At 43.2% G+C, this 24,404-nt stretch carries 23 protein-coding genes; 10 read left to right on the forward strand and 13 right to left on the reverse strand.

Going from position 1 to position 24,404, the window contains the following annotated elements; translation table 11 throughout:
* Positions 1–2: 2 nt before the first annotated feature.
* Entirely contained in the window at positions 3–1,517 is a 1,515-nt protein-coding gene (locus tag POW22_RS12065; RefSeq protein WP_272832953.1) for a GH3 auxin-responsive promoter family protein, read from the forward strand.
* On the opposite strand, the gene clpX is transcribed toward POW22_RS12065, so the two are convergent.
* The 8 genes from clpX to POW22_RS12105 all read right to left on the reverse strand — a co-directional run bounded on the left by clpX (position 1,514) and on the right by POW22_RS12105 (position 9,985).
* A complete protein-coding gene (gene clpX / locus POW22_RS12070; protein ID WP_272832954.1) occupies positions 1,514–2,746 on the reverse strand; it encodes an ATP-dependent Clp protease ATP-binding subunit ClpX in 1,233 nt (410 codons plus the stop codon). The two genes, POW22_RS12065 and clpX, sit on opposite strands and share 4 nt — an antisense overlap.
* A 35-nt stretch (positions 2,747–2,781) precedes the next feature.
* Positions 2,782–3,456, reverse strand: a complete 675-nt coding sequence (gene clpP / locus POW22_RS12075) for an ATP-dependent Clp endopeptidase proteolytic subunit ClpP (RefSeq protein WP_272832955.1) — start codon at positions 3,454–3,456, stop codon at positions 2,782–2,784.
* A 252-nt stretch (positions 3,457–3,708) separates the two neighbouring features.
* Positions 3,709–5,031 carry a trigger factor gene (gene tig / locus POW22_RS12080; protein WP_272832956.1) on the reverse strand — a complete coding sequence of 441 codons (1,323 nt, stop codon included), beginning with the start codon at positions 5,029–5,031 and terminating at the stop codon, positions 3,709–3,711.
* 78 nt (positions 5,032–5,109) lie between these two features.
* A complete protein-coding gene (locus tag POW22_RS12085) occupies positions 5,110–5,463 on the reverse strand; it encodes a phage holin family protein (protein WP_272832957.1) in 354 nt (117 codons plus the stop codon).
* Between the two features lie 132 nt (positions 5,464–5,595).
* Positions 5,596–7,128, reverse strand: a complete 1,533-nt coding sequence (locus POW22_RS12090; RefSeq protein ID WP_272832958.1) for an SGNH/GDSL hydrolase family protein — start codon at positions 7,126–7,128, stop codon at positions 5,596–5,598.
* A 24-nt stretch (positions 7,129–7,152) separates the two neighbouring features.
* Complete coding sequence (locus POW22_RS12095) at positions 7,153–8,403, reverse strand: OmpP1/FadL family transporter (protein ID WP_272832960.1); 1,251 nt, start codon at positions 8,401–8,403, stop codon at positions 7,153–7,155.
* Positions 8,404–8,507: 104 nt separating this feature from the next.
* Positions 8,508–9,272, reverse strand: coding sequence for an alpha/beta fold hydrolase (locus tag POW22_RS12100; protein ID WP_272832961.1), 765 nt, complete (start codon positions 9,270–9,272; stop codon positions 8,508–8,510).
* A complete protein-coding gene (locus POW22_RS12105) occupies positions 9,269–9,985 on the reverse strand; it encodes a pyridoxine 5'-phosphate synthase (protein WP_272832962.1) in 717 nt (238 codons plus the stop codon). The genes POW22_RS12100 and POW22_RS12105 overlap by 4 nt, the downstream gene beginning before the upstream one ends.
* An 85-nt stretch (positions 9,986–10,070) precedes the next feature.
* Between POW22_RS12105 and POW22_RS12110 the strand changes: the two genes are divergently transcribed.
* The 8 genes from POW22_RS12110 (at position 10,071) to murI (ending at position 18,050) form a co-directional block, all read left to right on the forward strand.
* On the forward strand, positions 10,071–10,727 hold the full coding sequence (locus tag POW22_RS12110; RefSeq protein ID WP_272832963.1) for a CBS domain-containing protein: 657 nt from the start codon (positions 10,071–10,073) through the stop codon (positions 10,725–10,727).
* Positions 10,728–10,739: 12 nt separating this feature from the next.
* On the forward strand, positions 10,740–11,633 hold the full coding sequence (locus POW22_RS12115) for an NAD kinase (RefSeq protein ID WP_272832965.1): 894 nt from the start codon (positions 10,740–10,742) through the stop codon (positions 11,631–11,633).
* Positions 11,634–11,726: 93 nt separating this feature from the next.
* Positions 11,727–12,422, forward strand: coding sequence for a type IX secretion system protein PorG (gene porG / locus POW22_RS12120; protein WP_272832966.1), 696 nt, complete (start codon positions 11,727–11,729; stop codon positions 12,420–12,422).
* Positions 12,423–12,424: 2 nt separating this feature from the next.
* Positions 12,425–13,165, forward strand: a complete 741-nt coding sequence (locus tag POW22_RS12125; RefSeq protein WP_272832967.1) for an isoprenyl transferase — start codon at positions 12,425–12,427, stop codon at positions 13,163–13,165.
* A 4-nt stretch (positions 13,166–13,169) separates the two neighbouring features.
* Positions 13,170–15,719, forward strand: coding sequence for an outer membrane protein assembly factor BamA (bamA, locus tag POW22_RS12130; protein WP_272832983.1), 2,550 nt, complete (start codon positions 13,170–13,172; stop codon positions 15,717–15,719).
* 43 nt (positions 15,720–15,762) lie between these two features.
* Entirely contained in the window at positions 15,763–16,626 is an 864-nt protein-coding gene (locus POW22_RS12135; RefSeq protein ID WP_272832968.1) for an OmpH/Skp family outer membrane protein, read from the forward strand.
* 51 nt (positions 16,627–16,677) lie between these two features.
* On the forward strand, positions 16,678–17,193 hold the full coding sequence (locus POW22_RS12140; RefSeq protein ID WP_272832969.1) for an OmpH/Skp family outer membrane protein: 516 nt from the start codon (positions 16,678–16,680) through the stop codon (positions 17,191–17,193).
* 68 nt (positions 17,194–17,261) lie between these two features.
* Positions 17,262–18,050, forward strand: coding sequence for a glutamate racemase (gene murI, locus POW22_RS12145; protein ID WP_272832970.1), 789 nt, complete (start codon positions 17,262–17,264; stop codon positions 18,048–18,050).
* On the opposite strand, the gene POW22_RS12150 is transcribed toward murI, so the two are convergent.
* From POW22_RS12150 to POW22_RS12160, 3 genes are read right to left on the reverse strand one after another with little or no spacing between them, the layout of a single operon-like run.
* On the reverse strand, positions 18,035–18,565 hold the full coding sequence (locus tag POW22_RS12150; RefSeq protein ID WP_272832971.1) for a gamma carbonic anhydrase family protein: 531 nt from the start codon (positions 18,563–18,565) through the stop codon (positions 18,035–18,037). The two genes, murI and POW22_RS12150, sit on opposite strands and share 16 nt — an antisense overlap.
* 6 nt (positions 18,566–18,571) lie before the next feature.
* Entirely contained in the window at positions 18,572–19,303 is a 732-nt protein-coding gene (locus POW22_RS12155; protein ID WP_272832972.1) for a LytR/AlgR family response regulator transcription factor, read from the reverse strand.
* Positions 19,300–21,549 carry a histidine kinase gene (locus POW22_RS12160; RefSeq protein ID WP_272832973.1) on the reverse strand — a complete coding sequence of 750 codons (2,250 nt, stop codon included), beginning with the start codon at positions 21,547–21,549 and terminating at the stop codon, positions 19,300–19,302. Before POW22_RS12160 ends, POW22_RS12155 begins: the two co-directional genes overlap by 4 nt.
* A 197-nt stretch (positions 21,550–21,746) precedes the next feature.
* Here POW22_RS12160 and POW22_RS12165 point away from each other — a divergent pair, with 197 nt between their 5' ends.
* Positions 21,747–22,916 carry a vWA domain-containing protein gene (locus POW22_RS12165; RefSeq protein WP_272832974.1) on the forward strand — a complete coding sequence of 390 codons (1,170 nt, stop codon included), beginning with the start codon at positions 21,747–21,749 and terminating at the stop codon, positions 22,914–22,916.
* Positions 22,917–22,967: 51 nt separating this feature from the next.
* Here the strand turns inward: POW22_RS12165 and POW22_RS12170 are convergent, their stop codons facing one another.
* Together POW22_RS12170 and POW22_RS12175 are read right to left on the reverse strand one after the other, a co-directional pair.
* The gene (locus POW22_RS12170) at positions 22,968–23,966 is read right to left on the reverse strand and encodes a PorP/SprF family type IX secretion system membrane protein (protein ID WP_272832975.1); all 999 of its coding nucleotides are present in this window, start codon (positions 23,964–23,966) and stop codon (positions 22,968–22,970) included.
* A gap of 4 nt (positions 23,967–23,970) precedes the next feature.
* Positions 23,971–24,404: T9SS type B sorting domain-containing protein (locus POW22_RS12175; RefSeq protein ID WP_272832976.1), on the reverse strand; the 434-nt coding region annotated here is incomplete at its 5' end.

Genomic DNA, 24,404 nt, shown 5'->3' on the forward strand with positions numbered 1-24,404 from the left:
AAATGCCAATACCCATTGTAAATTCTATTGCCTCTTGGTTTTTAAAAAAGCGGTTCCATCAAATTGAACTCTTTTTAAAATACCCCGATGAAGTGCAACGTGAACTGCTCAACACTCTTTTGGTAAAAGCCAAAAATACCGAGCTCGGCAAGCGCTATGGCTTTGAAGATATAAAGGATTATGAAACCTTTGCAGCGCGTGTACCCATTAGTTCTTATGAGGACTACAAAGACCTTATAGAGCGTTCCAGACAAGGGGAATCCAATATTTTTTGGCCCAGTCCTATCAAGTGGTTTGCCAAATCTAGCGGAACCACCTCTAGCAAAAGCAAGTTCATACCCGTGAGTAGTGAATCCTTAGAGAATTGTCATTACGCAGCAAGCAAGGACCTACTTTGCATGTATCTGAACAACAATCCTGACTCTCAGCTTTTTGTAGGCAAGAGTTTACGTCTAGGTGGCAGCAAGGAATTATACAAAAGCAACGGTACTGCCTTTGGAGATCTATCTGCTATTTTGATTGACAATATGCCTTTTTGGGCAGAGTTCAGTTCTACTCCCAGCAGTGAGGTGTCACTCATGCCCGACTGGGAGACCAAGATGCAGGCTATCGTCAACGAAACTATCCAGGAGAATGTAACCAGTTTGGCGGGCGTCCCATCATGGATGCTGGTTTTACTCAATGAGGTATTGACCTCGACTGGAGAGAATAATCTTTTTGATATTTGGCCGAATTTGGAGGTTTACTTTCACGGTGGTGTAAGTTTTGAACCCTATGTGGATCAATACAAACACATCCTGCCTAAGGACGACTTTAAATACTATGAGATCTATAATGCTTCTGAAGGATTCTTTGCCATTCAAGACAAGAATGACAGCAAAGACCTCTTGCTCATGCTGGATTACGGAATCTTTTATGAATTCATTCCGATGGACTTCTACGGCACTCCCAAGCAGCGTGTGATTCCTTTAGATCAAGTTGAAGTTGGAAAGAATTACGCCATAGTGATTACCACCAACGGCGGATTGTGGCGCTATAAGATTGGAGATACTGTTAGATTCACTTCGGTAAGACCGTATCATATTCGTGTGAGTGGACGCACCAAGCATCACATCAATGTCTTTGGAGAGGAATTGATCATTGAGAATGCAGAAAGCGCGCTGAAAAAGGTGGCCACCAAGACCGACTGCGAAATTGTGGATTATACCGCTGCCCCGATCTTTATGGAAGGGCGTGAAAAAGGTGCTCATGAGTGGCTCATCGAATTTAAAAAACCGCCGGCAGATCAAAAGAAGTTCACCACACTTCTGGATCAATACCTACAAGAAGTAAATTCTGATTACGAAGCCAAGCGCTATAACAATACCACACTCAACCTACCCACGGTTCACTTTGGACGTGAAAAGGTCTTCTACGATTGGCTGAAAGCCAAAGACAAATTGGGCGGACAGCACAAAGTGCCTCGCTTGGCAAATACTCGAGATTATTTAGAGGAATTACTTAAACTGAATGCTTAAGAGACTGCCTTGAGTTTTTTAATGGTAGACTTGTTGAGCTTCTTCTCTGCATACTCTTTAGTCACGTGCAACTGACGGTCTTCCGTTCCAGGCATCTCAAACATTGCGTCTGTCAATACCGCTTCACAAAGCGAACGCAGTCCACGAGCTCCAAGCTTGTATTCAATGGCCTTATCTACCACATAATCCAAAGCTTCTTCCGTGATCACAAAGTCAATCTCGTCCATCTCAAAGAGCTTCTTGTACTGCTTTACAATCGCGTTCTTTGGTTCGGTAAGAATAGCTCTTAGGGTTCCTTTGTCTAGAGGATCCATATGCGTCAAAACGGGCAGACGTCCAATGATCTCTGGAATCAAACCGAAGTCTTTAAGATCCTTAGGAATTATGTATTTGAGCAAGTTGTCACGCTCAAAGGCATCGTCTGATTTAGAAGCGCTAAATCCAACCGCTTGCATATTCAAACGCTTGGTGATAGCACGCTCAATCCCATCAAAAGCTCCTCCAGCAATAAAGAGAATGTTCTCCGTATTGACTTCAATAAACTTCTGATCTGGATGCTTACGCCCACCTTTTGGCGGTACGTTCACAGTAGTCCCTTCAAGCAGCTTCAATAAGGCTTGCTGTACTCCTTCTCCAGAAACATCTCTGGTAATGGAAGGGTTGTCACTTTTACGGGCAATCTTATCGATCTCATCAATAAAAACGATTCCGTTCTGCGCCTTTTCTACGTTGTAATCTGCAGCTTGAAGCAAACGCGTCAGGATGCTTTCTACGTCTTCTCCTACGTATCCAGCTTCTGTCAATACCGTTGCATCAACAATGGCTAAGGGCACGTTTAACATACGTGCCACTGTTTTAGCCATTAATGTTTTTCCCGTTCCGGTTTGCCCAACAATAATGATATTACTTTTCTGAATCTCGATATCATCATCCGTAGGTGGTTGCAACAATCGTTTGTAGTGATTGTAAACAGCCACAGACATCACCTTTTTGGTGTGTTCTTGCCCAATGATGTATTCGTCCAAAAATTCTTTAATGGCTTTGGGTTTCTTCAGCATGAGCTCTTTGGAAAGTTCAGCATTACTGCTGTGGGTAGCTTCTTCTACCACAATTCCATGAGCCTGTTCTATACAGCGGTCGCAAATGTGCGCATCCAGCCCTGCAATAAGCAAGTTGGTCTCTGGCTTTTTACGCCCACAAAACGAACATTCTAATTCTTCTTTAGCCATCTTTCTGGGTATTCAGGTAAAGCGTATAACGGCAATTATCCGCGGGTTAATATTTCATCGATCATACCGTATTCTTTGGCTTTGTCTGCCTTCATCCAGTAATCACGGTCAGAGTCTTGGTAGATCTTCTCGTAAGTCTGGCCAGAATGCTTGGCGATGATTTGATACAATTCTTCTTTCAAGATCAAGATCTCACGCGCAGTGATCTCAATGTCACTAGCCTGTCCTTGCGCGCCACCAAGTGGTTGGTGAATCATCACACGGGAGTGGGTCAATCCACTGCGCTTGCCTTGAGCTCCAGCACAAAGCAATACGGCTCCCATAGAAGCAGCCATTCCGGTACAGATCGTAGCCACATCTGGCTTGATGAACTGCATGGTATCATAAATACCCAATCCGGCGTAAACACTTCCTCCTGGAGAGTTGATATAGATCTGAATGTCTTTAGAGCTGTCTGTACTTTCCAAGAACAACAGTTGTGCTTGAATGATATTGGCCACCTGATCGTTGATGCCTGTTCCCAAAAAGATGATGCGGTCCATCATCAATCTAGAGAATACATCAAAGATCGCAATGTTCATTTGACGCTCTTCAATAATGTTTGGAGTTAGACCAACCGGATACATGCTGCTCACGATCTTATCGTAATACGTAGAGCTGATCCCTTGATCCTTTATAGCAAAGTTTTTAAATTCTTTTCCGTAGTCCATGTAAATGGGTTTGATTTTTAAACTAAACTGTGTAAGAGAACTTCGTAATGAGGGTTTGAGTTACAATAAAAACAACTGCTTTCTCAATTTTAGCGTAGCAGGGCTACGGTCAAATTGAAAAGTACTTTTGATTGTTTTTGAAGTAATTCAAGCCCGTAATAGATTTTCTGTTGCACATTTTAGTTTTGATTGACAAAAAAAGGCGTGAATCCTCACGGATTCGACGCCTAAAGATAATTAAAATAAGCCGGTTTAACTGTAGGCCTCTTTTACGAAGGCGTCATAGGTTACCTCCTTAGTCTTTAATTTTGCATTTTCCTTAAAGAAATCAAGCATTTTCTGACCGTTTAACTGCTCTTGTAAACGCTGAACTTCTTCTTGGTTGCTCATGATACGAGCCGTGATGCCATCCAATTCTTCTTGAGACGGATCCATTTGTCCAAACTGAGCCATTTGCGCTTTGATCATGTTTTGAGCGTAGTCTTTCAACTCGTCAAAAGTCACTTGCAAATTGTGTTCTGCACGAAGTTTGCCTTCAATCAATTGGTAGCGCAAACCTTTTTCGGTACGCTCGTATTCTGCATTGGCTTCGTCCTCAGAAAGTTCTTGCTCTCCAGCTACGCGTAACCAACGTTTTAGGAATCCATCAGGAAGATCGAACTTGGTGTTGTCGATCAATGAGTCTACAACATCGTTCAATAATTTTTGATCCGCTTGTTGCGCAAACTGACGCTCAGCATCTTCTTTGATCTTTCCACGCAATTCCTCTTCTGACTTCACCACGTCTTTTCCGAAGAGTTTATCAAAGAGCTCCTGATTCATCTCAGCAAGTTCACGTGTATTGATCTCATCAATAGTAAAGGCTACCTCTACATCCAAACCATGTGCATCGTCATGAGAAACACCAAACACGCTTTGGTTTTGGTGATCGTCCTTAAACATAGACTTGGTCTTAAGGGTAACCGTCTCTCCTACTTTAGCACCTAATAAGGCTTTCTGCTGACGTTTTCCGTCAACGCGATCTAGAGAGAGCGTAGTTTTGTTATCGATCCCAGCTTCTTCATTTTTGAAGGTTCCGGTGATCTCTGCATCTGCAACAACCTCAGCTTGGCTGATCAATTTTCCGTATTGTTTGCGGATGCTGGTTACTTGATTGTCGATCATTTCATCATCAGCAACGATCTTGTATTGAGTAACCGCTTTCTTAGGAGTCATGTTTACCTCAAACTTAGGAGCCAGACCCAATTCAAATTCAAAGTTGAAATCGTCTCCATCCCAATTGATGTCGGTCTCATTTTTTGGAAGTGGATTTCCGAGTACCTCTAGCTTTTCTTCCGTAAGGTATTTGTGTAAGGAATCTTGAAGCAATTTGTTTACCTCATCGACCAAAACGGCCTTTCCGTACTGACGCTTCACCATTCCCATTGGCACATGTCCTTTACGGAAGCCTGGGATGTTAGCGTTCTTTCTGTAGTTGTTTAAAATGGTCTCTACCTTGTCTGCGTAGTCCTTTTTCTCGATCGCCACAGTTACTACGGCGTTCAAATCATCAATATCGTTTCTGCTGATGTTCATAATGTATTTTTCTCTGAAAATCGGAGTGCAAAACTACGACTTTTTTAAGCCATCAGCAAGGGAAGCAAGACTTGATTATCAGGCCTTTGGTTTTTCTTCTTTCACCAAGGAATTGACAAAGGCTTGCAAGAAGGAAAGCAAGATACTGAACAGTACAGCCCACCAGAATCCATCTACCCTAAATCCATCGAGCATCTCACTGGCCAGCAAAACAATGACCGCGTTGATCACAAAGAGAAATAAGCCTAGGGTTATAATGGTCAAAGGCAAGGTGAAAAGGATCAACAAGGGTTTTACAAAAAGGCGCAGGATCGCTAAGACAATAGCGACGATGATCGCACCCCAATAGCCGGAGACTGCAACTCCAGGCAGTACATTGGCGAGAATTAATACAGCCCCTGCTGTAAGGGCAATTTTGAGTAATGTATTCATCAATTTGAAAATTTTATCGCGCTGTTAATCAAGGAAATTAAGACTTTCTGCATTGATCAACCGCTTCGCTCTTGCACAAAAAAAAGCGTTACCCGAAGATAACGCTTTTTATCATGTGATATTTAGATGGTCTTAATCGTTACTCAAGGTAATGGTTCCGAAAGTTCCGATATCTACGTTTGGAATTGTAGCTCCGTATTTGGCGTTGATCGCATCAATGATCAAGTTTGCCGTGTATGCATATCCTCTTGGAGTTGGGTGAACCCCATCTAAAGAGAACGCTCCACCAGTTACAAACTCATTGGTCAACATAACTCCATTGCTCATCACTCCTCCGTTAGCCACTTGTGCCAAAGCACTTCTAGCATCTACAAAAGCAAGGTCATTCGCAGCAGCAATACCTTCAATAGCAGCGTTGTATGCAGCTCCAGCAGCAGCAACACGTGCTTGCTCAGTAGCTGTCAATACAAACTGGTTTGCTAGAGGTACTGATACACCGTTGATCGCGAAAGGATCGTCTCCAACTTGAGTTCCTAAAACACCAGCAGCAGTAAGAACGATCAAGTCATTCTCATTAGCCTGACGCAGTTGTCCAAGCAATGCAGCAGTTTCAGGATCTAAGTTAGCAGGAGGTCCTTGTAGGATCGCTGTAACATCAGTAAGATCTGTATCTGTAATGATTGGCGCATTACCCAATCCAGCTTCAAATGTAATTACACGTGAAGAAGCTTCTTCTGCACTAATGATCCCAAAACTAACTAGTGTTGGTAAAACAATGTCATTGTAAAGTGCAAAGTTCGCATTCAAAGTAGCAGCAGTAGCCTCGTCTAATGGAACAGAGTTTACCGGTACTGTAGTAAAGAATGGAATAGAAGTTACATCAGGAATGTTCAACACAACACCTCCAGATCCACCAGCAGCTAAAGCCTCTACTTCTTGACTAAATACAGAAGCAAAAACGTTAGGGTCAGTGATATCATTAGGTCCGTATGTTGATGGATCCAAGTTTCCAAGTTGATCAACTCCAGAACCACCGCTTGTTGCATAACTCAAGATATCGTTGTTTCCGATCCACAAGCTAAAGAAAGAAGGGTTCAAAGAAGCAGCATCTCCAACAACAGTTGCAGAAGCGTTTGTAGCGATACGAGCGTAGTAAGGGTTAGCAGTACCTGTAAGAACTCCGTTTACATCTCCGTATCCTGGCGCTACCAAGTGGAAACTCTTCGCACCTGGAATACCCATATTGTTGAATGGGCTTGCCAATCCGTTAGCAACATCAGTAGTTGGCATACCACCTAGAACTGCAGGTCCTAAGTTACCTTCAGCATCAGCAGCTAATACAAAACGGTTTTGAGAAATCTGGTTTCCGCTTAAAAGCAATCCACCTAGATTATCGTTCATCAAAGGTTGAGTAAATTCTCCTCCACCCGCTAAAGCGAATTGATTCGCTAAAATGTTTGGATAAGAGTTCTCTTGTCCTGTAATATAAAGTGCACCGTCTGCAAAACCAGCAGTAAGGGAGTTACCCACGGCAACAAAACTTGACATATTGGCTTCACCTGTGGTGTAGAAACCTTCGTCAGTGATCGGTTCTTCAAATTCAACTTCACAACTTGCAAAGAAAGCTGCAGAAGCGACAAATAAATATTTAATATATGTTTTCATATGGCTTATCAGATTAGGTTGTGATTACATTCTATAAGAGATTCCAAGACCTGGAATGAAAGAGTTCGACTTGTAAGTTCCTCCAAATGGAACGGCAACACCATCCTCAAAGTAGAAATCGTAAGAAGCGTCTACTTCTTTAAATCTCAAGTAAAGGAAAGAAGCGTCGATCTGGAAACGATCGCTCAAGTTGAAGGTCAAACCAGCAGTGTACCCGTTGGAATCGTTACGTGGAGTTTCTGGAGCGAAGAAGCCATCCTGTACCGGAGACTCATCAAAGTAGTATCCTGCACGCAAAGTAAACTTAGAAGTCGCCTCAAACTGTAACCCAAAACGGTAAATAGAAGCATTCTTGTAGTTTCTACGGTTGAATGAATCTGGAATGTTAGGATCTGCAAAGTCAATATCCAAAGAGTTGTACACATCCCAGAACGCACGGTTGAAGTCAAAAGCAAACAACCACTTGCTGTGGAATTGGTATGAGAATCCAACGGTCAATTCTGCCGGAAGTGGCAAAGAAGCGTCAAAAGTAGTATCAGCAAAAGGAGTCAAAGGTGAGTTTGGTACATTCTCAAAGTCAGCCTCTCCACCTTCAGCGTCTAGAATAATTTCTGAACGGTAATTGAATCCAATGTTGATCTTATCAGTTGGTTTGAACATCGCACCAATAGTATAACCCCAAGCATTAACACCAGAAGCATCAACAGTAACGTTAGTTCTGTTGCCGTCTAGATCTGATAAGGTTCGGTTCAAGTTTCTGTTGAAGTTTACAGAACCAGTCACATAGATAGGACCACCACCGATACTCAACTCGTCAAAGATCTTCACAGAAACAGTTGGTTGTACAAAGATCGCAGCCAACTCAATATTGTTTACCAAGTGAGATCCTTCCCAGTCATTCGGGTATTCAACAGAACTACCATAAGGTGTGTAAACACCAAGACCAAAGGCTAACCAGTCGTTAGCTTTGTAAGAAGCATACAGATAAAATGGAGTTCCAACAGGGCTGTCAGTCTCTGTAGAATATCCGAATTCTGTATTCTGAAATTTTACATCAGCGAAAACACCAGAAACACCAGCAGAGATGTTTAGTTTGTTTTCAAGGTAGACCATACCGGCAGGGTTAAAAAACACCAATTCGGCACTGTTTACGACTGCCACACCCGTGTGTCCCATAGCCAGAGATTTCTGCCCCTGAAGACTCACACGGTATCCACCTGCATAAGTCACCGCCGCAGTCAACGCAAAAACAGCGAAAATGAGTAATTTTTTCATAAAAAGGGATTAAAAATTAGATTGTAGTATTAGTTCGATTACAAAGGTAGTTCTTTTTAATCACTACCTATTTATTATGCATACATAATAAATGTTGTGCAATGTTATAAAAAATCTATAACATTTTGGTAAAATTCCCTAGGATTTTCGGCATGTAGCCAATGTCCAGCAGCAGCGACCTCATCAATGATTGCCGCGGGAAAATGTCTTTTGATCATGATTTCATCAACAGGCAGTATGTAGTCTGATTTTGCACCTTTTAGAAACAGTGTTGGTCCTTCAAAGCGGGCGTCATCTGCCAGAGGTTTACCTACTTCTTCAATATTTTGCTTTAAAGCGGGAAGGTTCATCCTGAGCCCTAAAACACCTTTGTCAACCCAGTACAGATTCTTCAACAAAAATTGCCTCACACCGGGTTCAGCAACGTATTCACTTAATAAATCATCAGCCTGAGAACGCTCGGTCAGCTGGGTTTCCCAAAGATTGGTTAATCCATTCAATATGGCTTGGTGGTGCTGCGGATAGGCCTTTGGAGCGATATCTGCAACGATCATTTTTGACACGCGCTGCGGATTTCGGGTAGCGAATTCCATCACCGTCTTTCCGCCCATGGAATGCCCGATGAAACTAGCGGATTCAATTCCGTGGCGGTCCATATAAACGAGCAGATCTTGCGCCATCAAGGCATATGAAAATCCGGGATCATGAAAGCTCCGTCCGTGGTTTCTTTGATCCACCAAATGCACTTGAAAGCCGGCTTCCGCAAATTTATTGGCAAGGGTCTTCCAATTGTCTCCCATACCTAAAAAGCCGTGAAGAATAATTAGCGGGCTCCCTTTACCGACAATTCGTGAGTGTAATAAACTCATGATTTTAATTTATGGATATACATATTGACCACATTCTCCAAGCCCAAATACAAGGCTTCAGAGATCAAGGCGTGACCAATGGACACTTCGGCTAAATGCGGAACCTCTTGTGCAAAGAAGGCAATATTATCTAGGGAAAGATCGTGTCCTGCGTTAATTCCTAAACCGAGCTCGTGCGCTAACTGAGCGCATTCAGCATAGGGCTTAACGGCTTGCTTATTTCCCTCAGCATAACCACTCGCGAAGGCTTCTGTATACAACTCGATCCTATCGGTGCCAACCTCAGCTGCGCCTTCTATCATTCCCGGAACCGGATCCACGAAAATGGAGGTTCGTATGCCTCGCGCCTTGAATTCTGCGATGATCTCGGTAAGAAAATCTTTGTGCTTGACCGTATCCCAACCCGCATTAGAGGTTAAGACATCTTCTGCATCTGGCACCAAAGTGACTTGCTCGGGCAGTACCTCGTTGACCAAATCCACAAAGCTGCCCACCGGATTCCCTTCAATATTGAACTCTGTATGAACCACGTCTTTTAGATCGCGCGCATCCTGATATCGGATGTGTCGTTCATCGGGTCTGGGGTGAATGGTGATTCCATGCGCTCCAAAATCTTGGATATCTGAAGCGACTTTAAGCAGGTTAGGCACGTTACCTCCACGCGCATTACGCAGGGTAGCTATTTTATTGATATTTACGCTTAATCGCGTCATGGCTTAGTATTTGATTACAAAAATACGAAGATGATAAAGGCTCATGCTCCTTAAAATTGATTAATTTGCATAAAAATTATTGGTATTGAATACTGCGGAATACATTATTAACGACGTTAGACCCTTCAGCCTAGAAACCTCGGTACGCGAAGTTCAAAATGCTTTCAACAATCTCACTTATTCGCATTTACCAGTCTACAATGAAGGCACCTATTTGGGTTGTATTTCTGAGACCGACGCACATTGCTTTGAAAGTGACAAGAGCATTTTGGATATTCAATACACTTTAGAGGGATTCTTTGTGCGTGAGAACACCAATTGGCTGGATGTCTTAGAAGCCTTTGCCCAACATTCGAGCAACATCATGCCTGTGCTTAATGAAGAGCAAGAATATCTCGGTTATGTAGAACTGGGGGACATCATGAACCTTTTCAGCGAAACACCCTTCTTGCATGAAGCAGGAGGCATTATCATTGTGGAAAAAGGTGTAAACGACTACTCCTTTAGTGAGATCTGTCAAATTGTAGAGTCTAACGATGCGCGTTTGTTAGGTGTTTTTGTATCTCATATGGAGAACGACATCATTCAAGCAACGGTCAAGATTGCACCAACGGGGATCAATACCATTGTGCAGACCTTTAGACGTTACGGTTACAATATTGTTTCTCAGCATGCTGAGGACACTTATCTGGACAGCCTAAAAGCCCGCTCCAAGTATTTGGACAAATACCTCAATATGTAATCGGCCTTAGGGATGAAGATCGCGATCTACGGACAGTTTTACCACAAAAATTCGGGCGGTTATATCGCTTCGGTACTCAATGCTTTAGACAAGGCCAAAGCCGATGTCTTCATTGAAGCGAATTTTTTGGAACTTATCCGCGCCAATGAAAATATTGAGAAGGACTACGAATCCTTTGAGACCTTCACGCAATTAGACAACACTTACGATCTGTTTTTCAGTATTGGTGGAGACGGAACCATTTTGCGTTCCATTACTTATGTCAAAGATCTAAATATCCCGATCGTTGGGATCAATACGGGCCGCCTTGGTTTTTTAGCCACCATTCAAAAAGACGACCTCAAAGAACATATAGACCAGATCCTCAACAGGCAATACAGCATTTCTGAACGCAGCCTGTTGCAGGTAAAGACCACTCCGGCCAATGCCATGGAAGGTGTTTTGAACTTTGCGCTCAATGAGGTAGCCGTCAATAGAAAGAACACTACCAGTATGATCCGCGTGGCAACAGAGCTCAACGGAGAGTATCTGACCAGTTATTGGTCAGACGGTTTGATCGTTGCAACTCCTACCGGCTCTACAGGATATTCTTTAAGTTGTGGAGGACCAGTAATCGATCCACAATCGAACTCCTTTGTGATCACTCCAATTGCCCCGCACAATTTGAACGCAAGACCTTTTGTAATTCCAGACGATACGGCCATTGGACTGCAAGTCTACGGCAGAGAAGATTCCTATCTGCTTTCCTTGGATTCTCGCATCGTGACTTTAAACAATGATACCGAGGTAGAGATCACCCGTGCACCCTTTACAATTTCTCTGGTTCAACTCAATCACGACAGCTTTATCAAAACCATTCGCCAGAAGCTACTTTGGGGCGAAGACAAGCGCAATTTTAAACAATAAAACAGGCGTTTTACTGTTTTACTTCTCGGAGGATACAGCTAAGGCTGTGGTTACCTCAAGTTTATTGTTATATTTGCACGTTTTTTCAGGGATATGAGGGCCTTATTTTTGCTGTTTTTTATAGGATTAGGAAGCTTTTCGAGCTTCGCACAAACCTACGAGATTGGAGCCGTTCTAGGTGGAACCAATTTTATTGGTGATGTAGGACGCACCAATTACATCTCGCCCAACACCCTGCACTTTGGTGGAATATTGAAATGGAATCGCGGCCCGCGCCACGCATTCCGCTTTACTTTGATCCAATCCAACTTAAAAGGAGACGACAATAAATCCAGCGAAACACGCCGAGCAGAACGCGGTCTGACATTCACCAATTCCATCACAGAGGCTTCTTTAGGTTTGGAATTTAACTTCGTGGAATTCAGCATGTATTCCGGCAAACCGCAGCGTACACCGTATTTATATACCGGTTTGACGTATTTTCGATATAATAACCTTTTTAGGGACCCTAATACCGATGTGATTCGTAAATTTGGCAGCGCCTGGGATTTCGCGATCCCTATGGTAGTTGGTTACAAAGCGACACTGGGAACAAAAATGATTCTCGGACTTGAAATTGGGGCCAGATATACCTTGACAGACGCCTTGGACGGCAGCAACCCCGTAAAGGACCTCGCAGACGACCAAAGCCTTAAATTCGGTAATTTAAATAGTGACGATTGGTACGTATTCACAGGGCTAACCCTGAGTTTTACCTTTGGTCGACAACCGTGTTATTGTAATTTCTAACGATGAGCAAATTAGATCGTATCGACAAAGCAAAGCTTCCGAAGCATCTGGCCGTTATCATGGACGGCAACGGACGTTGGGCTAAAAAGAACGGTCTATTCAGAACCAAAGGTCACGAAAGTGGAGCCAAAGCGGTTAAAGAAGTCGTAGAAGGCGCTGCAGAGTTAGGCATATCTTTTTTAACACTTTACGCCTTTTCTACAGAAAACTGGAATCGACCCAAATTGGAGGTTCAAACCCTGATGAAGCTCTTGGTATCCAGTCTGAAAAAGGAAGTTAAAACCCTCCAGAAAAACAACATTCGATTAGGTGCTATTGGAGCGCTGAATGACTTGCCAAATAAGGCGAGAACGGAATTAAATGAAGTGATTGAAGCAACCAAAGACAACGACAGAATGACCTTGACTTTGGCCTTGAGTTATGGCTCCCGAGAGGAAATCACAAAAACTATTAAAGAAATAAGTTCCAAAGTTAAAAATAATATAATTTCGATTGAAGAGATTGATGAAGACGTTATAAATAAGCATCTTTACACGCTTAATTTACCGGACGTGGATCTGTTGATTCGCACCAGTGGAGAGCAGCGTATAAGCAACTTTTTACTATGGCAGATCGCTTATGCGGAATTATATTTTACAGAGGTACTTTGGCCCGATTTTAGAAAGGAACATCTACTCGAGGCTATCCTGAATTATCAAAACAGAGAACGCAGATTTGGAAAGACCAGTGAACAACTCAACTAACACTATATTTTTGAATTCCTATAAAAGAACATTACCACTTCTCCTTTTATTTTTCTTACTGAGCTTTTCGAGCTTTGGTCAGAAACGTGACTTAGACGCAAATCGCAAGTACGAGATCGGTAATATAGAGATCACAGGACTCAAAAGTTATAACGCGCAAACGGTATTAACCTTTACTGGCCTAAAGACAGGAGAACGTATCTACGTTCCGGGCCAACGTTTGAGTGACATCATCACCAACCTTTGGGACCAAAACCTGTTCTCAGACATCAGTATCTATGTTACCCGTATGGAAGGCGATGTAGTTGACCTAGAGATCAACATTCAAGAACTGCCAACGCTGAACAATGTTTCGATCTCAGGAATCCGCGATAGAAAGGCTCGTGATATCATAAATGATAACGAACTTAAAAAAGGACAGAAGGTCACTCAAAACCTTTTGACCACCACAAAGAATTACATCTTGAATAAATACCGCGAGCAAGGATTCTTGAACGCTCAGGTAATTATGAGTACCACCAACGTGATGGACTCCATCACTGGTTTGGAAACCAAACAAGATTTGGCCATCGCCATTGATAAAGGCGAACGCGTGAAGGTTGATGAGATCACCTTTAGTGGCAATGAGGCTTTGACAGATGCCAAGCTTCAAAAGGCCATGAAAAATACCAAAAAGAGATTCCCGCTTCGATTCTGGAAGCGCTCCAAGTATATCGAAGACGATTACGAGGCTGATAAAGAATCTATTTTGGACAAGTACAAGGAGAACGGGTATCGTGACGCGCGCATCGTAAGCGACACCTTGATCCGAAAAGATGATAATACGGTTGCCCTTGAGCTCACTGTAGAAGAAGGAAACCAATATTACTTTGGCGATATTGATTTCATCGGAAACAGCGTATTCAGCGATGAACTTTTGAGTCGTGTACTGGGGATCCAAAAAGGAGATACTTACAACGGGGTATTGCTTGAAGAACGCATCGCCGATGTTGGAGATCCAGAGGCTTTAGACCTCACCAACCAATATCAGAATAACGGTTACCTCTTCTCTAGAATTAACCCAGTAGAGGTAAACGTAAGAAACGACACCATAGATTTTGAGATCCGTATCATAGAGGGGAAACCCGCCTATTTTGATCACGTGACCGTTGTTGGGAACACCCGTACCAATGACCACGTAGTGTATCGTGAACTCAGAACACGTCCAGGAGAGATCTACAGCAAGTCCAATGTAGTGCGTACCGTACGTGAATTAGGACAGGTAGGTTATTTTGACCCAGAGCAGATCTCACCAAACTTTAAAAACGTAGATCCGAACTCGGGCACGCTAGACATGGAATACTCCGTTGTGGAGAAAGGGTCTAGCCAGATCGAGCTGCAAGGTGGTTACGGTGGAGGTGGATTCGTAGGAACCGTTGGACTGTCATTCAACAACTTCTCTATTAGAAACATCTTTAACGGGAAAGCGTACAAACCGCTTCCTATGGGAGACGGGCAAACCCTGTCGCTGCGCGCACAAGCTAGTACCTTCTTCCAAACCTATAGCCTATCATTCATTGAGCCTTGGTTGGGTGGACGTAAACCGATCCAATTTTCGGCCTCGTTCTCGCATACGGTGCAGTTCTTCTTCGACTTTAGAAGTAGAGATGCTGACCGCTCTAGAAAATTCTTGATCACGGGTGGATCTTTAGGTATTGCTAAGCGCTTGAAATGGCCAGATGACTTCTTCCAGATCTCACATGCGGTAAGTTTCCAGCACTTTGACTTGAAGAACTACATTACCAACCTCTTTACCTTTGGTGATGGATTCTCAAACAACTTGGCCTATACTATTGGATTGAGTCGTGACAATACCACGGTAAACCCGATCTATCCATTGGGAGGATCTCAATTTGCCCTTACGGCTAAATTGACGCCACCATGGTCACTCTTTAGCAGCACGGACTTTGCAAATTTGGAGAACGATCCAGAATTCCAAGACATCAATGGAAATCCAGATCAGGCGCGTATTGACCAAGAGCGATTCAAGTGGTTGGAATTCTACAAGATCAAATTCAACGCGACTTGGTACACCCGAGTAGTAGACAAACTGGTACTGAGAACCCATGCTGAATTCGGTTTCTTAGGAGCTTATAACAACGATCGTGGAATCCCTCCTTTTGAGCGTTTCTTTGTCGGAGGTGACGGACTTGGAGCTTTCAGTTTGGACGGACGTGAAGTAGTACAGCTGCGTGGATATCCAAACCAATCCTTATCGACCATTGATGGAAATACGATTTTCAACAAATTTACGTTAGAATTGCGTTACCCTATCAGTTTGAAACAACTGGCAACAATATACGCGCTTACGTTTATAGAAGGTGGAGCGGCTTGGGATAGTTTTAGAGATTATAATCCCTTCGTTATTAATCGTTCTGCTGGCGCAGGAATCCGTATATTTATGCCTGCGTTTGGACTTTTGGGAATCGATTTCGGATACGGTTTCGACCCTATTCCTGGTGGAATCGAACCTAATGGATGGGAAACGCATTTTATAATTGGTCAACGTTTTTAAACGCTTTGGCACGATATTTTCTATTACTCAACTGACTAAGACTATGCGATTAAAATTAATTCTCTTGGTATCTGCCTTAATGATTGGCAGCTTGAGCTACGCCCAACGCGGAGCGCGTATCGGTTATATCGATATGGAGTACATTCTGGAAAACGTTCCAGAATACCAAGAGGCTTCCCTGCAATTGGACAATAAAGTTCAACAGTGGAAAAAGGACATTGAAAAAAGATTGGCAGAGGTGGATCAAATGAAGGTGGACCTTAGTAACGAACGTGTTTTACTTACTAAGGAACTCATTGAAGAACGCGAAGAAGAGATTCAACTCAAGCAAGATGAAGTATTGGATTACCAACAAAAGCGATTTGGGCCCAACGGAGATTTGGCCATCCAGCGCAGACAATTGGTACAACCCGTGCAAGATCAGGTCTTCAATATTGTACAGGAGATCGCACAGGCCAAAAAATACGATTTCATCTTTGACAAGTCTGCAGACATTGTGATGCTCTTCGCTGCAGAACGCAACGACATTAGCGACCAAGTGGTACGCGCCATCAACAGAGCGGCAAAACGTACTCAAGCAACGTCTAAAAAAGACAAAGAAGAGATTGAAGCTCGCGAGGCACTCTCTGCAGAAGAAGATGCAGTTGTGACCGCTAAAGAGCAAGAGATCGAAGCGAAGAACGCTGAACGTGCTGCTGCAGCGGCCGCTCAGAAGACAGAAAGAGAAACACTTTTAGCAGAACGTAAACGAGTTCGTGATTCAGTTCGCGCTGCTAAGAAGGCAGAATTTGATGCAAAGCGCGCACGTTTGTTAGCGGAGCGTCAAGCTAGAAAAGATTCCATCGATGCAGCACGTGCTGCGCGCCGTAATAATGACGGTGACGATGATGATGGCGGAGGCCTATAACTCAAACAGAATTGATAATCTATAATACTTATAAACATTAATACAATTACAATGAAACATTTGAAATCTTTATGCGTAGCGTTGGTGTTGTTTGTTGGAGCTACCGGATTTGTGCAGGCGCAAGATGTGGCTAAGACTGCCCATATTGACACCCAAAAGTTGGTAGAAGCTATGCCGAGCATGGTTGACGCACAAAACCAATTAAAGAAGTTGCAAGCCACTTATGATGCTGAGATCAAAACTATGGCTCAGGAGTGGGAAGCTAAAATGAAGCAATATAATGCTGAGGCTGAGAGCAAAACCGATGATGAGAACATCCGTCGCTCTAAAGAGGTTCAGGATATGCAAAAGAAAATTCAAGAATATCAGCAAAACGCACTTAAGGACCTTCAACAAAAAGAAGTTGACCTTATGACTCCACTATTGGAAAAAGCGCGTGCAGCCATTCAAAAAGTGGCTCGTGCACAAGGTTACCAATATGTATTGGATTGTGCAGTAGGTAACGGAGTTATCCTTTGTGATGGTCCAGACCTATTGGATGCTGTAAAGAAAGAGATGGGAATCTAATCCAGACTTTCTCAAAACTTTTCAAAACTGCCTTCGGAATCCCGGAGGCAGTTTTTTATTTTTAGCATATGAAGCTCAAAGGACCTATTGGCATATTTGATTCTGGCGTTGGCGGCACTTCCATCTGGCGTGCTATTGAGGCCCAAATGCCTTTAGAGCATACCTTATATTTAGCCGATAGTAAGAACGCACCTTACGGTAAGAAATCCAAAGAAGCGATCTTAGCCCTTTGCATTAAGAACACGGAACTTCTTATTGATCAAGGTGCAAAGATCATTGTGGTGGCCTGCAACACCGCAACTACCAATGCCATTGATTATCTGCGAAGCAATTACGAGCTTCCTTTTATTGGAATAGAACCCGCCATAAAACCCGCTGCACTGCAAACAAAGACCAAGAGCGTGGGCATCCTCGCCACACAAGGCACTTTGAGCAGTGCGCTGTTCGCAAAAACCTCGGAGACCTTTGCCAAAGATGTTGAAGTGATCGAAGTCATTGGTACAGGCTTGGTTGAACTCATTGAAAGTGATCAAATAGAGAGTCCAGAGATGGAATCGCTTTTAACACAATATCTAGCGCCAATGAAAGCGGCAAATATTGATCATTTGGTTTTGGGATGCAGCCACTACCCTTATTTAATTCCAAAGATCAAGACTTTGTTGAGCAAAGAGGTGAAGATCATTGATAGCGGAGAAGCTGTAGCTCGTCAAACCGAGCGCATATTAGAACAGCACGCGTTAAGCTATGCACATGAAAAGTCTTCCCATCAGTTTTACACCAATAGCGACCCCAAGGTGATCTCAAAGATTCTGGCGGATCATCCTGCTCCAAAAAGCATCAGCTATAAAGATTTCTGATCGGGATCTTTAAACCAAGAAGCGTACTTCACATAATTATTTGCAATCCGATCGATCTCCCCAGAAGAAAGTTCTGGACTCACTGATTTGATCTTTTTGGCCGGCATTCCCGCAAAGATGCTTCCTGCTGGAACGTGGGTGTTCTTGGTCAAAACAGCTCCCGCAGCAATAATACTCCCCGATTCTACCACACAATCGTCCATAATGATACTGCCCATGCCTACCAGCACATTGTCATGAATGGTACAGCCGTGAACAATGGCGTTATGGCCGATGGAAACATTATTGCCAATGGTGGTCGGAGATTTTTGATAGGTTGCATGGATCACAGCCCCGTCTTGAATATTGACCTGTTCCCCAATCTTGATATAATGCACATCTGCTCTAAGAACTGCATTAAACCACACACTACAACGCGGGCCCATCATAACTTCGCCGACAATGGTAGCGTTTGGCGCTATAAAACAGTCTTCTGGGATCTGCGGATGAATACCGCGAACGGGTAAAATATGCATGTTTGATTATTTAAAGTAAGACAAGAGCGCTGACTTTTTTGCCGCGGAGACCAAGAGTTCTTTCCCATTGCTCAAAACCACACTCCCACCCTTGCCTTTGTTATACGCAACAACGGCATTGACGTTCACCAAATAGGATTTGTGGATCCTGGCGAAGCCTTGATCAGTTAAGATATCTTCAAAATATTTCAGGGTTTTACTGACGAGTTTTTTGCCCTTCTGTAGATAGATCTGGGTGTAATTATCATCGGCTTGACAATACAGAATATCATCAACGGCCAAAACTTCAAATCCAGACTGTAACGGAATGGTAATCTTACCTTGTACCTGTTTTGATGAGGGCACCAAAACCTGATCCTGCAAACGCTCTTCTTGTTGTTTGATCTCCGAAACATAATCCACAGCCTTGATGAGCTCGTCAATTGAGATCGGCTTTAAAAGATAATACGAAGCATGAGCGTTTAGGGCATCAATGGCGTAGTGATCATAGGCCGTCACAAAAACCGTCTCAAAGGTTCTATCGCCCACCTTGTCCAAAAGATCAAAGGCATTGCCATAAGGCATTTCCACATCCAAGAATACCAGATCCAAACTATTATTGCGGATCAAGGTCAGGCCTTCTTCAATTCCTGCTGCCTCTCCCACCAATTCCACACTGGGACAGTATTTTTTGAGGTAGTTTCTTAGAATTTCCCGGCTGGTTTCTTCGTCTTCTACGATGATGGCTTTTAAGATCATTGGTCTTTCTTTACAATAAGGCTTACCCGTGTACCGCTGCCGTCTGATTGCAGATCACTCACGGTGACGTCTACCTTGTCTTTATACATTTGATTTAGGATCTGGATGCGTTTTTTGATGTTACCCATTCCTTTGGATTGTTGTTTTTTCTGATTGGCCGTTTTAAGCGCTTTGGACTTTTTACGTCCAATTCCATCATCGGTGATAGTAATGGTGATGGTCTCCGAATCGGTTTGATCAAAACGCACTTCTAATTTCCCCTTGGTCTCTTTATAGCGCAGACCGTGCCATACCGCATTTTCAATATAGGGTTGCAGCAGCATAGGCGGAATAACAAAGTCGTCCACGTGAAGTTTTTCATCCAAGATGATCTCATAGTCAAACTTGTCCTTAAAACGGAAGTGCTCTAATTTGGTGTAAATACTCAACAGATCAATCTCCTTGGACAGCGGAATGAAATCCTCCTCACTATTTTCCAACACGGAACGCATCAGCCTGGAAAAATCAGAAAGATACTTATTGGCCGTTCGCTCATCACTACTGGCAATAAAACTGTTCACAGAATTCAAGGCATTGAAAATAAAATGCGGATTCATCTGGGTGCGCAGTGATTTTAGCGCCAAAAGGTTGTTGGCGTATTTCTGCTGACGTATGCCCTTGTTTAAGAAATAAGCCATAGCCAGAAGCAAGACAGCCAAAGCCACAAGGGAGGCGATGATCCACTTTTGAACCTTGTTGTTCTTTTCGATGAGCTCTTGATTCTCAAAAGCTAATTTATATCGCGACTCATTGAGCTGCCGCTCATTTTCCAAACTGGTAATGCGGTTCTGTTTTAAGGCAATGTCCCGACTGAAACGTGCGGCTTGAGAAAGCTCCTGCTCCTTTCTGCGGTAAAGTTCATCCACCACAGCCACATAATTCTCATAACTGCGGGCTGACTTCTCTGCCATGCCCAGATCTCTGAATACCTCTGATAGTTTCCTCGTGGCGTCTTTTTGAACCACGAGATCACCACTGGCATCTGCCTGAGCAATACTTTTCTCTAAGTAAGGAATGGCCGCTTGATAGTTGTCTTGAGCGACCAAAGCATTGGCTATTTTGTAATTCTGACGTTGCGGAGTCAAATCTTCCACTACATCATCCGCCGCAGTAATCGTAGAAAGGTCAATGGAGTCCAACATATTGAGCGTCTCTGTACGCAGCTTGATCTCTTTGTCAAAATCTCGGTTGGCATTATAAAAGTCGGCCACCTTAGTTTGTTCTTTTACAGAACGAACCTCGCTTTCATCAGCCGCCAATTCTAGAGAACTTTCAAAATAATCGTTGGCAATTGCAGGAGAGCCCGCCGCTGCATAGGCCTCACCAATTTTAGAGTTCAAGTTGGTGATCTTTGGAGTGATCAAATGATCTTTGGCCACTTGCAGCCCGCGTTGGTAATTATCTACTGCATTGTCCAGATCTCCAATAGCGATATAGGTATCCCCCAACCCTTCATAAACCTCCACGGTCTGATAGTTGGTCAATTCCTTTTCTAACAATTGCTGATAGGCCTGCAGACTTTCTTGGTGGTTCTTGTTGTTGCGATAGGTACGCGCCAACTTTATTTCTACTGCTGTTTTAGGAAGACTACGCAGACTGCTTTTATAGTTTTCTACTGCCAGATCATGCTGCAACCAATAGTCATTTATATCTCCTAAAGTTTCAAAGGCAATACCATTTTGAGCGGGGGTTGGACGTTGATCACGCGTAGATTCCAAAGCCTGAGTTACATACTCAATACTCTTTTTAGCATCCTGTTTTAAATAGGACTTAGCAGAGTCTATATACTTGGGAAATACGTTGGTATACTCCTGCTTTCTAGAAGATAATTTTTTCTGACTGACTACATCATTTTCCGTACCCGGTGCTTTTTTGACAAGGATTCGCACGGATTGATCGTCCTGAATTTCATAATATACGGTCTCAAAAGCATCACTGGTCACTATGAGTTGATCCCCAACACGTGCACGGATACTAAAGTCTCCTGCAGCGTCTGTAGTGGTGTAAGCGCCACCTGATATTTCGATGTTCGCATTACTGATCGGTTCCAAGAGCTCGTCATCAAAGATGCTTCCTTTAAGCGTAAAACTCTCCCGAGGTTGCAAGCGCGTGCTGCCATCACTGTTGGCATCGACCTGAGCCAGGCTCACCGGTGCGATTCCTAACAGTATTATTATAAGCAATAGATATGTGTATCGAGCTTGCATAGTGATGTAAACTTAGGCTTTTTTAAGCAGTAAAGAAAACCGCTCAGTTACTGTAAATGCTAATATTAGGCCAAAATTGACCACTTGCCTAAAACCAGAGTGAAGTTCCCTAAACGGTTGGTAGCGTTAACTCATTCTAACTTTTTCTTTAAGTACTGTCCCGCTAGTTTTACCTCAGTAAAATAAAAAATATCGACATGAAACGAATTTTGATAGCAAGCTGTATTCTGGGTATGACATTACTGCCCTCTTGCAAAGGTGAGGTAAGCGATAATGATAAGGACCTGGCCATTGCCACTACTACTCCGGTGACTAACAATCCCAACAAGCACTTTATTAAAGTAGCTTTGTTGCTAGACACGAGCAACTCAATGGATGGACTCATTGATCAGGCCAAGGCGCAACTTTGGGAGATCGTCAACGAACTTTCTTATGCGCGTTGTAAATCTGTACAACCCAATTTACAGATCGCGCTCTACGAATACGGAAATGATGGACTTCCGAGTCAAGAAGGACATATTAGACAGGTACTCAACTTCACCAATGATTTGGACGAAGTATCTAAAGAGCTATTTTCTTTGAGCACTAATGGTGGAAGCGAATTCTGCGGTCAAGTAGTTCAAACCTCTTTAAATCAACTGGATTGGGGTAAAGACGGAGACGATCTTAAAATGGTCTTTATTGCGGGCAATGAACCCTTTACTCAAGGAACCGTAAACTATGTTGACGCTGCTCAAGATGCAAAAGAAAAGGGCGTAGTGGTGAACACTATTTTCTGTGGAGACTTTAAACAAGGCGTACATACTAAATGGAAAGACGGAGCCGATTTGACTTACGGAGACTATATGGCAATTGATCACAATCAGCGCACCGTGCATATTGCATCTCCTTATGATGACGTTATCTTACAACTGAATCTTAAACTCAATAACACTTATGTGCGTTATGGCGCCATTGGATATGCTAAGGCTGAACAGCAAGCCGTTCAAGACAGCAATGCCGAATCTTACGGAAAGGCCAATGCAGTGAGCAGAACGGTGAGTAAGGGCAGTGGAATGTATAAGAATACTTCTTGGGACCTTGTTGATGCCATTGAAGCAGATGAGGATTTTGAATTGGAAGAGCTAGAAGAAGAATATCTACCAGAAGCGCTGAAAGGAAAAACTCCAGAAGAGATTAAAGCTTATGTCGCGGAGCAAGCAGCGGTTAGAGCTGAGATCCAAAAGGAGATTCAAAAGCTCAATGAAAAACGCCGCTTATTCATTGCTGAGAAGCAAAAAGAAGAAGGCACAAAAGGTTTGGGTAACGCCATGTTGGAAGCCATTAAAAAGCAGGCAGAAAAGAAAAATTACACTTGGGAACGCTAGTTACAACAAGCTAGAAAAAGAAAAAGCCCCGATCAATCGGGGCTTTTTTTATTAGTTAATCGCAGGACAATTACAATCGTATTCCTCTCTGCGTTTTCCAAAGTCAAATCCTAGAGTGATCTGGTGGAATCCACCAGTATCAAATCGAACCGTTCCAATTTGGTAGGAGTAGGTATAGGCGAACATCCATTGCCCGTAGTTCACCCCAACAATAGGAGTTACTAACTGCAACTTTTGGTCACCGATATTCACTCCATCCAAAAACTCCGCTCCGTCAAAACTTCTGCGGTAAGACAAGGCACCCCAAACAGTTCCAAAGTCAAGTTCCTTATACGCTTTGAAGTTTAAGTCGATGAACTTCTCGCCGGTACGCTCTGTAAGTTGAAACAAAGTTGACGGCTCAAAGGTCCAACCGCTGTAACGTGTAGAAAACGTATAAGCTGCGGATAGTAAGTAACGTCGCTGATTCGCAGATTCAAACTCTTCCGAAAACAAACCTCTATTTCTAAATATTAGGTTCTTTACGGTAAAGTGAGCCGAAAAGTCCAAGAAGTTATAGGAAGCTCCTACGTCTACATTGAAGTATGAAGTACTTTGAATAATCCCAGCAATTACCGGATCAAAGTCATTCAAGTCAAAATTGGTCTCATCTAAAGAAGACTGTACCAAACCAGCACTCAATCCAAATGAAAGTTGATTCAGATCTACAGGAGATCTTGAAAACATGATATGGTGAGCATAGGTCAGGTATCCTCCAGTTTGAGAGTGGAAACCGTTTTGATCGTTGAATAAGATCGCTCCTATTCCCGACTGATCCCCCAATCTAGCGTTAAACGCCAAAGTCTGTAAGTTTGGCGCATCGTTTTGATCAAACCATTGCTGTCTGGCAGATAGTCTGATCTGGTTGCTGTTCGCAGCCCCAGCCATAGATGGATGCAGTAGATATAGATTATCTGAGAGATAATCTGAGTACACAGGTATTCCTTCCTGTGCATTCATTATACCGCATACAAGTAGGGCAATAATCGGGGATAATTTCTTCAAGTTCATGCAATTATCTTTTTAAGGTAAAGTGTCCTCTAAATTCTTTTTCAATATCGTCCTCGTCATAGATCACTTGGAACCAGTAATCACTCGATGGCATCGGGTTACCGTTGTAGGTTCCATCCCAACCAGGCCCTAGTGGACTCAGCTGTTTGAGTAACTTTCCAAATCTGTCAAATATATAAATTTTTGCCGTAGGGTTACTGGCGATTCCTATGATGTTCCAGGTGTCGTGGAAGCCGTCTTGATTTGGCGTGAAGAACAGCGGATAGTCAATCACTCCTACCGGGATGCTCACACTTCCACAGCCGTTCTGATCCACGATGGTCACGATGTGATCTCCCGGACTCACGTTGGTGAACAGTCCGCTTTCCTGAAGCGGTCCGTCATCCAACTGGAAGAAGTATACCCCCAGTCCGCTGGCCTCCGCCTGGATCTGATGAT

This window comes from Gilvibacter sediminis, from assembly GCF_028561565.1.
Classification (GTDB): domain Bacteria; phylum Bacteroidota; class Bacteroidia; order Flavobacteriales; family Flavobacteriaceae; genus Gilvibacter; species Gilvibacter sediminis.